The sequence below is a fragment of the Stieleria mannarensis genome, assembly GCF_014154935.1.
Taxonomy (GTDB): Bacteria; Planctomycetota; Planctomycetia; order Pirellulales; family Pirellulaceae; genus Stieleria; species Stieleria mannarensis.
Genome location: NZ_JACEHH010000066.1, coordinates 1 through 15,628, shown reverse-complemented (window position 1 = coordinate 15,628; position 15,628 = coordinate 1). Strand labels below are relative to the sequence as shown.

7 protein-coding genes are annotated in these 15,628 nt (G+C 59.8%); 6 read left to right on the top strand and 1 reads right to left on the bottom strand.

Annotation, left to right across the window (positions count from 1 at the left end):
* The first annotated feature begins 70 nt into the window (after nucleotides 1-70).
* The 6 genes from pepF to H1B37_RS29190 all read left to right on the top strand — a co-directional run bounded on the left by pepF (nucleotide 71) and on the right by H1B37_RS29190 (nucleotide 9,606).
* A complete protein-coding gene (gene pepF, locus H1B37_RS29215; RefSeq protein WP_182870827.1) occupies nucleotides 71-1,891 on the top strand; it encodes an oligoendopeptidase F in 1,821 nt (606 codons plus the stop codon).
* Between the two features lie 26 nt (nucleotides 1,892-1,917).
* Nucleotides 1,918-2,541, top strand: coding sequence for a DNA-3-methyladenine glycosylase family protein (locus tag H1B37_RS29210; protein ID WP_182870826.1), 624 nt, complete (start codon nucleotides 1,918-1,920; stop codon nucleotides 2,539-2,541).
* Nucleotides 2,542-2,581: 40 nt separating this feature from the next.
* Nucleotides 2,582-4,168, top strand: coding sequence for an MBL fold metallo-hydrolase (locus H1B37_RS29205; RefSeq protein ID WP_182870825.1), 1,587 nt, complete (start codon nucleotides 2,582-2,584; stop codon nucleotides 4,166-4,168).
* A 189-nt stretch (nucleotides 4,169-4,357) separates the two neighbouring features.
* Complete coding sequence (locus tag H1B37_RS29200; protein WP_182870824.1) at nucleotides 4,358-5,323, top strand: deoxyhypusine synthase family protein; 966 nt, start codon at nucleotides 4,358-4,360, stop codon at nucleotides 5,321-5,323.
* Nucleotides 5,324-5,669: 346 nt separating this feature from the next.
* Nucleotides 5,670-9,131, top strand: coding sequence for a pyruvate carboxylase (locus H1B37_RS29195; RefSeq protein ID WP_182870823.1), 3,462 nt, complete (start codon nucleotides 5,670-5,672; stop codon nucleotides 9,129-9,131).
* Between the two features lie 4 nt (nucleotides 9,132-9,135).
* Complete coding sequence (locus H1B37_RS29190; protein WP_182870822.1) at nucleotides 9,136-9,606, top strand: hypothetical protein; 471 nt, start codon at nucleotides 9,136-9,138, stop codon at nucleotides 9,604-9,606.
* A gap of 121 nt (nucleotides 9,607-9,727) precedes the next feature.
* Here H1B37_RS29190 and H1B37_RS29185 read toward each other — a convergent pair whose 3' ends face one another.
* Nucleotides 9,728-15,250, bottom strand: a complete 5,523-nt coding sequence (locus H1B37_RS29185) for an FG-GAP-like repeat-containing protein (protein ID WP_182870821.1) — start codon at nucleotides 15,248-15,250, stop codon at nucleotides 9,728-9,730.
* Nucleotides 15,251-15,628: the final 378 nt, after the last annotated feature.

Here is a 15,628-nt window from a genome sequence, read left to right as displayed (position 1 = left end):
TTCCTGCGGAACGGACGGTCGCCGTCGGGATCCACCTCCTCCAGTTCACAACCCAGCTTTCCAGATTGCAATGAACGCAACTTCGACACCCTCTGCCCCCAAGTCGCTCCCGGAACGCTCCGAGGTGCCAGCGAGCGATTGCTGGGACCTGGCCAGTTTGTTCGCCAGCGATTCCGATTGGGAAACCGCGTTTGCAGAACTGGATTCCCAACTCGGGACCTATGAAACCTATCGCGGTCGATTGGGTGAATCGGCCGCGACGCTGCTGGAAGTGCTGCATTTCGATTCGGACTTTTCACGCCGCGCCGAACGGGTTGCGATTTATTCGTTCCTGAAGACGACCGAAGACCAGGGCAACAGCGATTACCAGGGCATGAAGTCGCGGTTCCAGAATCTGGCCGTCCGCGCCAACCAGGCGGCGAGCTTCATGAGCCCGGAATTGCTGGCGATCGATCCGGAAAAAATGGACGCGTTGGTCGCCGACCCGCTGCTGCAACCGTACAAATTGCAACTGGAGCGGTTGCTTCGCCAGCGGCCACACACGTTAAGTGACAAAGAAGAACGCTTGCTGGCGATGCAGGGCGAAATGGCGTCGGCGGCCGGAAACGCGTTTCGCCAGCTGAACGACGTGGACTTGCGGTTCGGATCGGTGGAAGACGCCGACGGCAACGAACAAGAACTCTCGCACGCGTCGTTCATTCAATTCCTCAACAGCCCGGCTCGGAAGATCCGCCGCAACGCGTTCCACCAGTACTACAAAGAGTTCGCCGAACACGAAAATACGCTCGCCGCGACGCTGGCCGGCAGCATCCACCGCGACGTCTACTATGCCCGGGCGCGAAACCATGAAAGTTCGCTGGCGGGTGCGTTGTTCCCCGACAACGTGCCGGTGGACGTTTACGACAATCTGATCGCCGCGGTCCGCGAGTCGTTGCCGAGCGTGCATCAGTACCTGGACGTGCGACGACGCAAGATGGATTTGCCGGACATCCACGCCTATGACACCTATGTCCCGATCCTGAGCGACATGAAGAAGGAACATTCGTGGGACCAGGCGGTCGACGTGGTGATCGAATCACTTGCCCCGTTGGGCAGCGAATACACCGACACGCTGGCCGCGGGCCTGAAGAATCGCTGGGCGGACCGATACCCCAACCGTGGCAAGCAAAGCGGGGCGTTCAGTTGCGGATCATTTGACGGCGATCCGTACATCTTGATGAATTTCAAAACCGACGTTTTGAACGACGTGTTCACGTTGACCCACGAAGCCGGTCACTCGATGCACAGTTGGTATTCGTCGAAAAATCAGCCCTTCCAGTATTACGACTACACGATCTTTGTGGCCGAAGTGGCGAGCACGTTCAACGAGCAATTGCTGACCGAGCACTTGCTAAAACATGCCGCCGATGACAACGAGCGTGCCTACTTGATCAACAACGAATTGGACAGCATCCGGGCGACGGTTGTGCGTCAAACCATGTTTGCAGAATTCGAAAAGAAGACTCACGAGATGGCCGAGGCGGGTGAACCGTTGACCGTTGCGTCCTTCCGCGCAACTTATCGCGAACTGTTGGACGCGTATTTCGGCCCCGAGTTCGTCGTCGACGAAGAACTGGAACTGGAATGTTTCCGGATCCCGCATTTCTATCGTGCGTTTTATGTCTACAAGTACGCGACCGGGTTGAGTGCGGCCGTGGCTTTGTCGCGGCGTGTGCTCGAAGGGGGCAAGTCAGAATTGGACGACTACCTGAAATTCCTTTCGGGGGGCTGCAGCAAAGATCCGCTGGATTTGTTGCGTGATGCCGGTGTCGACATGGCCAGCCCCGAACCGGTCAAGACGACGCTGGCACGATTCAAAACGCTGACCGAAGAGCTGGACCAGATTCTTTGAGCCCGACGCAGCCGAAGCCGATCCGCTTGACCAAGAAGTCGCTTGCCGAAGGGGCTGTTCGATTGGCCGAGACGGATCCGGTGCTGCGAAAGATTCATCGCCGGTTCGGTCCGCCGCCGTTGCTGCGACGGGCGGCCACCTATGCGACGTTCGTTCACATCATTCTGGAACAACAGGTCTCGGTCGAATCGGCCAAGGCGACCTTTGACCGGCTGAACGACGCGTGCCGAAACGATCCCAGCCCCCGTGCGGTTCGTGATCTGGGTGACGAGCGACTGCGCCAGTTGGGGTTCAGTCGCCAGAAGGCACGCTACGCACTGGCGCTGGCGGACGCTTGCCTGGCCGGTGAATTTGAGATCGCGGCGCTGTCTCGATGGGACGATGAAACGGTGCGATCACAAATCGTCGCCCAGCTGGGATTGGGGGATTGGTCGGCCGATGTGTATTTGATGATGGCGCTGCAGCGACCGGACGTTTTGCCCTTGGGCGATTTGGCGCTCGTCAAAGGGATCCAGGAGGTCGACCAGACCGAATACCCATCGCGGCAACAGATCGCCGAGCGGGCCGAATCGTGGCGTCCGCTGCGCAGTATCGCCACGCGGATGGTCTGGCAGTGGTATGTTCACCAACGTGGACGCGATATCTTTTAGCGTTCTCTTCAGGTTCAACTCTTCTTTGCGATGGAATTCGATGACGAAATTGACATTTTGCGGGGCTGCCGGAACCGTCACGGGATCGTGCTCGTTATTGGATACCGGCAAGCATCGATTTCTGATCGACTGCGGCCTGTTCCAGGGCAGCAAGACGACTCAGGAGTTGAACTACCAGGACTTTCCCTTCGATCCCGAATCGATCGACTTCCTGATCCTGACCCACGCCCACATCGATCATTCCGGGCTGCTTCCGAAGCTGGTCAAAAAAGGCTTTACCGGCCAGATTTATGCGACCGAAGCGACCTGTGACCTGCTTCGATTCATGCTTCCCGATTCAGCGTACATCCAGGAGTCGGGGGTCAAGCGACACAATCGAAACCTGCGTCGTCGTGGGCTGCCGGCGGTCCAGCCGATTTACACGATGGCCGATGCCGACGCGACGTTGCAGTTGGTGGATCCACACGGGTATGAATCATGGTTTTCTCCCCGCGACGGAATCCACGCCCGGTTTTGGAACGCCGGGCACCTGCTCGGTTCGGCGTCGGTCGAAATTAAGATCGCCCAGCCGGGGGAGAGCGAGGAGTTGTCGCTGCTGTTTTCCGGCGACATCGGGCCGGAAGAAAAAGCGTTTCATCCCGAACCGGACGCGCCGGTCGGCTACGACTACATCGTTTGCGAGTCGACCTACGGCAACCGTGACCGCGATGATTACACGCTGGAAAAACGCCGCGAGGCACTCCGCGACGTCCTGACCACCGCACTCAAGCGCGGCGGCAACGTGGTGATCCCTTCGTTCGCCGTCGAACGCAGCCAGGAACTGTTGCACGACATCGGATACTTGTTGACGCAAGGCCAGATCCCGCAGTCGGATGTCTACTTGGATTCACCGCTGGCCAAGAAGGCGACCGAGGTGTTCATCAAACACGCCGGGGCGCTTCAGGACGTGGAGGTGGACGAAGCGCGGTTGTTCCGCCACCCGCGTTTTCACTTGGTGCATTCGCTTGACGAGAGCAAGGCGATCAACAACATCAAAGGCGGCGCGATCATCATTTCGGCCAGCGGGATGTGCAACGCCGGACGCATCAAGCATCACTTGATCAACAACATCTATCGTCCCGAATGCACCGTGTTGTTCGTCGGATACCAATCGCCGGGGACGCTGGGGCACATCATCAGCAGCGGTGCCAAAGAGGTTCGGATCCACGGCAAATCGTATAAGGTGCGGGCTGACATTCGCGAGCTGGGGAATTATTCCGCCCACGCCGACCAGGGGGAGTTGTTGGATTGGATCAAGGAGCGTTGTCCGATCACCGGCGGATTGTTCCTCAATCATGGCGAAGACGATGCACGTGAGATGCTTCGTGAGTTGTTGGTCAACCGCGGGTTGGACGGCGATCGAATTTATTTGCCCGGGTTCGACGAATCGTTTGAATTGATCGCCGGCACGAAGCCCCTTTCCCAGGGCACGCCCAAGCCGCGGCTGGATGTCGCTCACACGGCCCACGATTGGCACAACGATTACGCCGAGTTCATGCTCTCGCTGACGACCACGATCGAAAAATCGAGCGATCACGAGCGGTATCGATTGCTGAAACGTCTGAAAGAAACGCTCGGTGGCGTGTAAGCGATGTGCTGCTGTGCTTCGTAGCCACGCTCGCCAGAGCGTGGTCCCCATCGGAAGACCACCTTCTGGCGAAGGTAGCTACGGTGAATCGGTGATTGCGAGTTTTGCCCCCCGACTTTCGATCCCACGGGATATTCGGTAAAAAAAACAGGTCAATCCGAATCCATCTGTTCCCCACCGAGACCTGCCTTGAACGTCAGCGATTTTCTTGAACGGCACTACCGCCACTTCAACGCCCGCGAGACCCTGGCCGCGGCACGCTCGTACAAAGACCTGATCGAAAAACGTGACGGCCGCATGATGGTTACGCTGGCCGGTGCGATGAGTACCGGCGAATTGGGGCTTTCGTTGGCCGACATGATCCGCCAGGGCAAGGTGCATGCCGTCACCTGCACGGCCGCCAATCTGGAAGAGGACATCTTCAACCTGGTCGCCCACGACGAGTACCGCGTGATCGAAAACTGGCGCGGGCTTTCGGCCAGCGACGAAGAAGCGTTGTTGGAACAGGGCTTCAACCGGGTCACCGATACCTGTATCCCCGAAACGGTGATGCGGCACATCGAGGGCCGGCTGACCAAGCTGTGGCAACACGCCGCCGATTCGAACCAACCGCGGACGCCGGCGGAGTTCATGTTCGAGTTGTTGGACGATCCGGAATTGCCGCAACACTTCCAGGTCCCGCGCGAAAACAGCTGGCTGGCGGCGGCGAAAGATGCCGGAATCCCGGTGTTCGTCCCCGGCGTCGAGGATAGCACGCTGGGGAATATCTTTACCGCCCGCGTGATCGACGGCACCGTCGCCGGGCATCACGCGATGAAACCCGGCACCGCTCAACTGGAAAAATTGGCCGCCTGGTACCGTGAGACCTCTCCGCAGCACCCGATCGGGTTCTTTCAAATCGGCGGCGGAATCGCGGGCGACTTTTCGATCTGCGTCGTTCCGATGATGCGTCAGGATTTGAAAGAAGATGTCCCGCTGTGGAGCTATTTCTGCCAGATCAGTGATGCCGAAACCAGCTACGGCGGGTACAGCGGCGCGGTGCCGAACGAAAAGATCACCTGGGAAAAGCTCAGCCGCGAAACGCCTAAGTTCATGATCCACAGCGACGCCTCGATCGTCGCGCCGCTGATCTTTGCCTACGTGTTGGGGCTGTAGGGCTTTGCGGTCATCGTGACGTTCACGTAGCTACGCTCGCCAGAGCGTGGTGATCGCAGCGGAGCCCACCTTCTGGCGAAGGTAGCTACGTCTGGCGTCGCCGTCGTCCGATTTTGGCGAAACCTCGCCGACGTTTTAGGGGATCGGTCGCCTGCCCGATGCGCCATTGCCGGTCGACTAATTTACAGAAATCGCCAAGTTTTGCGGCGGTCGTTTCCTGGCGGGCCGATTCAGGGTGATGTCCTGTCGGATCGGACTGAATTCGTTAAATTGCAGTTCCGGCGATGGCCGCGCGCGCCATGTTTGACAGTATCGAAACCTGATTTTCCATTTGGATTACTTTTTGATGACGATTCGGCCCTTTAAAAAACTGTTGGTTGCCAACCGCAGCGAGATTGCGACGCGAGTCTTCCGCAGTGCCACGGAGCTCGGGATTCGAACCGTCGCGATCTATTCTTATGAAGATCGCTACGCCCTGCACCGCTTCAAAGCCGACGAGGCGTACCAGATCGGTGAGCCGGGCGAGCCGATTCGATCGTATTTGAATATCGATGCGATCGTCGCGCTGTGCAAGAAACACGACATCGATGCGGTCCACCCCGGATACGGATTTTTGTCCGAACGACCGGGATTTGCCGACGCGCTGACCAAGGCGGGGATCGTCTTCGTCGGCCCCAGCGTCCGTTCGCTGAACCAGTTGGGGGACAAGATGTCGGCCCGAGAGTTGGCGGAAAAAGCCGGCGTGCCGGTGTTGGGCGGAGAAAACAAACCACTGCGGGACGCGGACGAAGCGGTCGCGCTGGCTGAATCAATGGGATTCCCGGTGATCTTGAAAGCGGCCCACGGCGGCGGCGGCCGCGGGATGCGGGTCATCGAGTCGGCCGAGGAGCTGCCGACCGCACTGGAAGCGGCGATGCGTGAATCGAAGACCGCGTTCGGCAGCGACGAAGTCTTCTTGGAACGCTTTGTCCAACGCGCCCGGCACATCGAAGTGCAAATCATTGGTGACGGCAAAAACCTGGTGCATCTATACGAACGCGATTGCAGTGTCCAGCGGCGTCACCAAAAGGTGGTCGAACTGGCCCCGGCACCCAACCTGCCCCCCGACGTCCGCGACGGACTTTGCGAAGCGGCACTGAAAATCGGTAAGGCCGTCGGTGCGGACGGTTCGTGCTATGAGAACGCGGGCACCGTCGAGTTTCTGCTGGACGTCGATTCGAATCAATTCTTTTTCATCGAAGTCAATCCGCGGATCCAAGTCGAACACACCGTGACCGAGGAGGTCACCGGGATCGATGTCGTTCGCAGCCAGATCTTGATCGCCCAAGGACACAAGCTGACCGACGAGATCGTGGGGATCGGCACCCAGGACAAGATTCGCACCAACGGGTTTGCGATGCAGTGCCGGGTCACCACGGAGGATCCGGCCAATCAGTTCCTGCCCGACTACGGCCGAATCACCCACTATCGTTCGGCGGCCGGGTTGGGCATCCGCTTGGACGCCGGCACGGCCTTCAGTGGTGCGGTGGTCAATCCGTTTTACGATTCGATGCTGGTGAAAGTCACCGCACGCGCGCCCTCGCTGGCCGCGGCGGGATCTCGGATGGACCGTTGTTTGCAGGAGTTCCGGATTCGCGGGGTCAAAACGAACATCCCCTTCCTGTTGAAACTGATCAATCACCCGACCTTTTTGGCCGGCGAAGCGACGACACGGCTGATCGACACGACGCCGGAATTGTTCGAATTGCCCAAGCGACGTGACCGGGCGACGAAGCTGTTGACCTACCTGGCCGAAACGATCGTCAACGGAAACGAGCTGGTCGTCGGACGACCCGTCGCCACGCGTCGAACGCCCGCTCCGGTACCCGAGACCGACCCGCTGGCCAAACCGCCCAAGGGGACCAAGGACATCTTCCGCGAATCGGGCGTCGAAGGACTGGTCAAATGGATCGGCCAACAAAAAGGGCTGTTACTGACCGACACGACGATGCGGGACGCACACCAGTCGCTGTTGGCAACCCGTGTCCGCACCTACGACATGGTGCACATCGCACCGGCCTATTCCCATCTGGCCTCGCAATTGTTCTCGCTGGAAATGTGGGGCGGAGCGACGTTCGACACCAGCATGCGATTTTTGAAGGAATCGCCCTGGCAACGCCTGGCCGACCTGCGCGAGACGGTCCCCAATATCTTGACGCAGATGTTGCTGCGGGCCAGCAACGCCGTCGGTTACACCAACTATCCCGACAACGTTGTGCGGTTGTTCGTTCGCGAAGCCGTCCAGGCCGGGATGGATGTGTTCCGAGTCTTCGACGCGCTGAACTGGGAACAGAACATGCGCGTGGCGATGGAAGCCGTGATCGAGGAAGGCGGGATTTGCGAAGCGTCGATCTGTTACACCGGCGATTTGCAGAATCCACGTCGCACCAAGTACGACTTGGCCTACTACGTCAACTTGGCCAAGCAGCTGGAAAAGATGGGCGCCCACCTGCTGGCCATCAAGGACATGGCGGGGCTGCTCAAGCCCAAGGCCGCGGTCAAGCTGATTCGGGCCTTGCGCGAGGAGATCGGCATCCCGATTCACTTGCACACCCACGACACCGCCGGTATCCAAGCGTCGACGATTTTGGCCGCCGCCGAGGAGGGGCTGCAGATTGCCGATGCCGCACTCGCGCCGCTGTCCGGCGGCACCAGCCAAGTCAATTTGAACTCCCTGGTTGAAGCCCTGCGAGACACCCCGCGTGAAAGTTCGCTGTCGACCGAAGCGTTGACCAATTTGGCAACCTACTGGCAGGCGGCGCGTGAGTTCTACCTGCCGTTTGAAAGTTACGTGCTGCCGGCGACCGGCGATTTGTATGAACACGAAATGCCCGGCGGCCAGTACACGAACCTGTTCCAACAGGCCCGGGCGTTGGGACTGTCGGATCAATGGAGCGAAGTCTGTAAGGCGTATGCCCAGGTCAACGCGTTGTTCGGCGACATCGTCAAGGTGACGCCGACCAGCAAGGCGGTCGGTGACATGGCACTGTTCCTGGTCGCCAACGAAATGTCGGCCGAAGACGTTTTGACAAGCGATCGTTCGCTCGCCTATCCCGCCAGCGTGCTGGATTTGATCGGCGGACGCATGGGGCAACCCCCGGGCGGATTCCCCGAAACGGTGATGAAAAAGATCCTCGGTGATGAACCCGCGCTGACCACTCGCCCCGGCGAGTCGATGCCCGATGCGAACATTGACGCGGCAAAGAAAGAGGTCACCGAATTGACCGGCGAACCGGCCAACGATCAAGCGGCGGTGACCCACCTGCTGTATCCCAAGGTCTTTGACGACTTCGCCGTCCACCAAAAGACCTACGGCGATGTCGCCAAATTGCCCACGCCAAACTTCTTTTATGGCCAAGAACCCGGCGAAGAAATCGCGGTCGATATCGAAAAGGGGAAACGGCTGATCATCCGGTTCTTGACCGTCGGCCAACCGCACCCCGATGGAACGCGGACCGTGTTCTTCGAACTCAACGGCCAGCCGCGTGAAATCACCGTGCACGACAAGTCGCTCGAGCCGGAAACCAAGGCTGCGGTCAAAGCCGACCCCCGGGACGAGAATCAAGTCGCCGCCAGCATGCCGGGCATGGTGATCACCGTGGCCGTGGAAGAAGGCGGCAAGATCAAGGAAGGCCAAAAGCTGATGGTGCTCGAAGCGATGAAGATGGAAACGACGGTCAACGCGCCCCGATCCGGCATCGTCAAAACCATCCACGCCCCGCCGGGAACCCAAGTCGAAGCGGGCGACCTGTTGGCCGTGATCGAGTGATTCGATGCGAAACGCAGACAAGAAAGCGGTGGCGCGGTCCGGTCGCACGAGGTTCCTGAACCGCCTGGCCGCGCTTTCAATCCTCAGTGTGTCCTGGGCCGGCGGCTGGTCCGCCGCCGAGGATCTGCCCCCGATCGAATCGGTCGATGCGGCGACGCGTGCCATGTGGCTGATCGACGGTGGCGTCATCGACTCGGTCACCTCCGAACCGATCGGCGACTTCATCGTCACGCCCGGATCGCTTTCGGTGGATGATTCGGGAAGGTCGACGGTCCGCTGGCGTGACAATCTGAAACGCGAAATGAAAGCCGGGCGTTTGCGTTGGCCACGCACCAGCGGATTCTCCGTGATGCGGTTCCGAGTCACCGCCGACGGCTATCGCCCCGCCGTCACACAGCGGATTTGGCGTGGCGGACCGCACACGCAAATCATGGTGCGGTTGGTCCCGGTCGGCGATGCGGAGGACAGGGGATGAAAACACCTGTTCGCGAGACGTGCAGCTCCGATTCAACGTCGCTACGCTCGCCAGAGCGTGGGATACACTGGGGATCCACCTTCTGGCGAAGGTAGCTACGTGTAATCGGATCGTCGGGCGTCTAGAAGGGCAATGATTTCAGGAATCGTTGACCGAATCGTCCGTAATCTTGTCCATCCACGTCGCCGTCGCCGTCACTGTCCAGGGCGGTGTTAAAACCGGCGTCGCCGCTCGATTTCAGGAAGGTCAGGCCGAAGCGGCCATAGTCTTGACCGTCCACGTCACGGTCGCCGTCGCTGTCTCCGTAGAGTGCAAAGAAGTTGTCGGACGCAACTTGACCGTGCGAGTAGTGGCCGCCTTGCAGGCCGTCATTGTTGCCGTCCATCGTGACGGTGGTTCCCGCCCGACGAACTTTCGACGGATCGATCGTCAATTCGTAATTGCCATCGACCAGGGCCGAATCCAGGCCACGTGTCAGCGCTCCGCTGAACGTCAGCGTTGCCACCGAATTGCCTTGGGGATCAGTCGCGACGACAAACGCCGTCGTCACGACGCCGCCCTCGGGGCCACGCTTCGTGACCTGGAACGCTCCGGGGTCGATGTCGACCAAGCCGTCAAACCGGACGTCGATCTTGGTCAGATTGGAACGTTGGGGACTGACCGAACCACCGCCGAGTGTCAATTGCCCGACCTGTGCCAGATCGACCAGCGTCACCCGCACCTCGGTCGGGCCGACCGAAAGGTCCCAGTCGCTTCCCAGCGGAGGTGTGGGCAAATCGGTGTCGGCAAAGTTCCCGGTGATCGCCGAGCCCTGCATCAACACGAACGAATCTCCGACCGCGGGCGTGACGCCGACCGGCGGTCGGTATTTCAATCCGCCGCCGATGGTGATCGGACCGACCGAATTGATCCGTCCGCCGGACAGTTCGGTCAGCGTCCCCAGCGAGATCGGGTCGGTCGCGTCCAAGGACAATGTCTGATCGCCCACATCCAAGGAACCTTCGACTTGAATCGATTTCATCGCCAGAACACTGACCGGCCCGAGCGTCGAAAGTTGGACTTCGGTCACCAGGCCGCCATCGGTGATTTCGACGGTGGTGGGGGCAACGGGAGGACCGCCCAGTTCGACCGGGGGCGCGGCAACGCTACCGACGTCGGACAGGATGACGGCGTTTGAGTTTCCGGTTCCACGGATGGTCACTGAATCAGATTCGTCGGTGCCATCGATCGCGATCCCGTCAGGAAATGAAAAGTACCCGCCGCTGGTAAAGTCGATGTCGAAAGTGTCGATACCGTCGGTGGCGACCAACGTCAACGACTGGGTCGTCAGCACGGGTTTGGACAACAGGACCGCACCGCCGTTGCCGTTGTCAATCAGTTCGACGCTCGGCCCGTTCTGGCGAAGCGTGACGTCCGGCGAGGTCGGGGGCAGGCTAAAGACGACGTCTTCACGGATGGTGATCAAGTAGTCTTCGACTTCTCCGTCATCGGCCAAACCGGTCGGATCCAGGTCGCCGGCGGTGCTCAGCCGCACCCGCGCGTAGGTCTGCCCCAACGTCATCGTCGGCGGCACGTTGTAATTGAGTGTCTGGAGTCCGGCGACCACATCAACGCTGTCCAGGATCTGTTCGGCGGCGTCCCAGGTGCCATCGGCGTTGAAGTCGATCCAGGCGTCGACTTTGGCCGACGATCCGTTTTGCAGGTCGACGTTCACACCGGCGGTCGATGGACCAAGTTTCAGTGTCCCGAACAGCACGCCGTCTTCGTCGTCTCCGTCACCATCGGCAGCGGTGGACGGCAGAGCATCCGGTTCGCTATCGCGCGAGGGGCCAAGTCGCGGTCCGACGGCCAGGTGCGTGGCTCCGTCGTCAACCAGCAACGTCGCGTAGGATTCCGGGGCGTCACCGAGATCCGCGAGCACGGTTTCCAGCCAGACGAATCGATTGTCAAAACTGGACACACCGACGGCATCCAGGTCACCGTCTTGATCCAGGTCGCCCAGTTCGATTCGCCTCGCGCCGTTGACAAAGTAGTCGATCGATCGCTGGCGGAAGTTTTGGTTGCCGTCGTTCAGAAAGACGTACATCACGTAGTCGTCGCGCGAGGCGACCAGCAAGTCGATGTCGCCGTCCAAGTCGACGTCTCCCGGAGTGACATCGAAGGCGTAAGATTCTTCCATCGGGATCAACCGCTCGGTGAAGTTACCGGCGCCGTCGTTTTCGAACCACGTCAGATCGTCGGTGAACGCGCCGATGGCGATGTCCAGGTCACCATCACCGTCGATGTCGGCCGTTTTCACCGACGACGCACCGTACGCGGAGGTGGAGATGATTTTTTCGACGAAGTTCTCGTTGCCATCGTTTTGGTACCAAGCGATCTTGTCATCACTGTAGGATGCGCCGACAACATCCAGGTCTCCGTCTCCGTCGATGTCTGCGGTTGCCACGCTGTAGGCAAGCCTGGCGTTGGAGGAAATTACTTTCGGGGTGAAGTTTCCGCTGCCGTCGTTCTGGTACCAGGCGATCTTGTCGTCATACCCGCTGGCCGAGAGCAGGTCGATGTCGCCGTCTCCGTCGACGTCGGCCGTGTGAACGTCGTTCAGGCCGGCGGCATCCAGCGTCACCACTTGTTCGGCGAAGTCGCCGTTGTCGTTGCGGTACCAGGCGACTTTGCCATCGAAATAGGAACCGCCGACGATGTCCAGGTCGCCGTCGCCGTCGATGTCGGCCGACTCGACGCTGGACGCACCATCGGCGGACGTCGTGACGATTTGCGGCGAAAATGCCTGGGATCCGTCGTTTTCGTACCAGGTGATCTTGTCGTCGTTGAAGCTCGCGCCGATCACATCGATGTCGCCATCGCCGTCGATGTCCGCCAACGTCACGTCGTAGGGCACGTAGGGGGAGGAAACGATCTCGTTTTCGACAAACGATTCGTTGCCGTCATTTTCGTACCAGGCGATCTGGTCGTTGCCGTTGGAGGCACCGAGCACGTCCAAATCGCCGTCACCGTCGACGTCGGCGACTTCAACGTCCAGAGGGGCATCCGCATTGGCATCGATCACGCCTTCGCTAAAGTTTTGGTTGCCATCGTTCTCGTACCAGACGATCAAATCATCGCCGTAGGACGTGGCAAACACATCCACATCGCCGTCCTGGTCGATATCGGCCGCCGAGACGTGCGTCGGATAATCGAGCGAGGTGGTGATCGCGTGCTCGGTGAAATTCTGGTTGCCGTCGTTTTCGTACCAAGCAATCTTGTCGTCGGACTGGGACGCGCTGAGCACGTCGAGATCGCCGTCGGAATCCACGTCAGCCACCGCGACGCCCAGTGCACCACTGGCATTGGTGCTGATGACGTGCTTGGTGAACGACGCCGAACCGTTGTTTTCATACCAGTTGATCGAATCATCGACCGTGTGTGCGGTGAACACGTCCAGGTCTCCGTCACCGTCGACATCGGCGACCGCCAGACTTTTGGCCGCACCGGCGGAGGGATCGATCACGTGGACGGTGTAGGGTTCGGCCCCGGTGTTTTCATACCAGAGAATTTCGTAGCTGAATCCGGCGCTCAAAAAATCGAGGTCGCCGTCACCATCGACGTCGCCCGTGGCGACACTGAGCACGCCACGATCGTCCGGCGAAACGATGTGGGGCGAAAAATTTTCGGCTCCATCGTTTTCGTACCAGACGATGTTCTGGCCGAAATACGAGACCGCAATGACGTCCAGATCACCGTCATTGTCCATGTCTTGGACCTCGATCTCTTCCGGTTCATCACCCTGGTCACTGATCAACCGGCGGGTGAAGTTTTCGTTTCCGTCATTCTCGAACCACTCGAATCGATTCGAATACCCCGATGCACTGAGAACATCCAGGTCGCCATCGCCATCCAGGTCCGCCGACTTGATCGCCGCAACGCCCAGGGCTCCCGGCGAATTGATGTTGCTGCCGATAAACATCGGCGACATCGGAATCGGTGGTTGGATAGTGACTTGGTAATCTTCGACTTCACCGTCGGGAGCCTCGCCGGTCGGCGACAGCCCTCCAACACTGCTCAGACGAAACCTCGCATAGGTCGTCCCGACCAGCGCGTCGCGCGGGATTTGGAAGGTTAGCTGATGGTCAAAGACGCGGACTTCGGCGGACTCGAGAATCTGCTCTTCCGGATCGTCCCAGTCACCGTCTTGGTTGAAGTCGATCCAGGCGTCCAGGAAAACCCAGTCGGGTTGGTTGGAGTTGCTTTGCACATTCACCGTGACCTCGGCGTCAAAGGCGCGCACGTGCAGCGGGCCGAACGTGACGCCGTCATCATCGGCTCCGTCGCCGTCGGCGGTTGCGGAGGGCGATCCGTCCGGCTCACCGTCACGCGATGCACCGAGTCGATGACCGACGGCGACGTGGGATGCCCCGCCGGCGGCGATCAATGTCGGATAAGGTTCCGGGGCATCGCCGTAGTCGGGGGAACCGTTTTCGAACCACAGAACGTTGTCACCGTAGCGGCCGCCGACGACGAAATCCAGTTTGGCATCGCCATTGAAGTCATCGATCGCCAGCGCGCTGGCACCGTTGGCCGAATCATCGCTGATGACATGTTCGGTGAACGCGCCGGCCCCGTTGCCCAGGAACACGCGAATCGTATCGTTGAGTGAAGAGGCCAGGATATCGATGTCGCCGTCGGAGTCGATGTCCGCAGTCGCGACGTCGAACGCGCGGTCGGCCAAGGTGGTCAAAACGTGCGGGGTGAAGTTCTCGTTGCCGTCATTCTCGTACCACGCGATCGTGTCGTCGAAATTCGATGCCGCGACCAGATCCACGTCGCCGTCGCCGTCTGCATCGAACGCGCCGACCGCGAGAGCATTGTCGGCCGAGATGCTGATCACATGCTGCGTGAAGGTTTCGCTTCCATCGTTCTCGTACCACGCGATCGTATCGTCGTTACCCGATACGCCGACGACATCGAGGTCGCCGTCACCATCAACGTCGGCCGTCGTCACATCATTGGCACCATCGGCGGTCGAACTGATGACGTGTCGCGTGAACGTTTCGTTGCCGTCGTTTTCGAACCAGGCAATCGTGTCGGAGAAAAAAGCGGTGCTGAGGACATCCAGATCGCCATCCCCATCGACATCGGCCACCGCGACACTCGTCGCGTTGGTTTCGATCGCACTGATCTCGTGTTCGGTGAAGTTCTCGCTGCCATCATTTTCGAACCAGCGAATCTTGTGGTCGTATTTTGACGCGCTGATGACATCCGTGTCCCCGTCGCCGTCCAGGTCCGCGATCGCGATGCCTTGGACGCCATTGGCGTTGGTGGCAATCGTGTTTCCAAAGAACACGCCGTTCCCATCGTTGTTGTACCAGCGAATCGAATCGTCGCGATACGACGCGACCACCACGTCGTTGTCGCCGTCCCCATCGACGTCGCCCGACACGACGCCTAGCGGTCCATCGACCGTCCCGCTGCTGAGTTCATGCTCGACAAAGGTCGCTCCGGGCACGGGGGGCGGCAATGGCGAAAACTCCAGGTCGCCGGCGAGCAACATCCGCTGCTCCAGTCGTTCGCCAAAGACTCTTCTGCGATCACGCCGGACACTCGTTTTTTTCCGGCCGTACTTCTTGATGCCTGATTTCCTTGGTTTCATAGAACAGCGGTGACGATCGTGTCGGCAGGGGGGATTGGGAGGTCCGGTGGTGGACGCATTCTACCTACTCGGTCGGCCTGATGTGCCCCACACGGAAAACGCACTCGGATTCATCCCGATGCGATCGTGATGCGTCTGACCTCACCGCCCGACGGGACGCCGTCGCTCGGCGGCCCCCAACAAGGACCGTCCCGGCCCTCCCCTCGCCGAGCTTGACCTTCCCTTCCTGGGAGGGTTTCGTCTTAACTTGGTGCATGCCCCGACAGCGCTGTCGCTCATTTCCAGGGCGAGTTGGGGCTCCGTGTAGCGCGCCCCTTCATTCTGCGCCCCATCATCCTGCCCTCCAACATTCTGCCCTACAACATTCTGCAATCTCAT

Bases quoted from the DNA above. Each gene is read 5' to 3' on its own strand.
- H1B37_RS29195 (WP_182870823.1), top strand. From the start codon at position 5,670: ATGACGATTCGGCCCTTTAAAAAACTGTTGGTTGCCAACCGCAGCGAG.
- H1B37_RS29205 (WP_182870825.1), top strand. From the start codon at position 2,582: ATGACGAAATTGACATTTTGCGGGGCTGCCGGAACCGTCACGGGATCG.
- pepF (WP_182870827.1), top strand. From the start codon at position 71: ATGAACGCAACTTCGACACCCTCTGCCCCCAAGTCGCTCCCGGAACGC.
- H1B37_RS29185 (WP_182870821.1), bottom strand. From the start codon at position 15,250: ATGAAACCAAGGAAATCAGGCATCAAGAAGTACGGCCGGAAAAAAACG.
- H1B37_RS29190 (WP_182870822.1), top strand. From the start codon at position 9,136: ATGCGAAACGCAGACAAGAAAGCGGTGGCGCGGTCCGGTCGCACGAGG.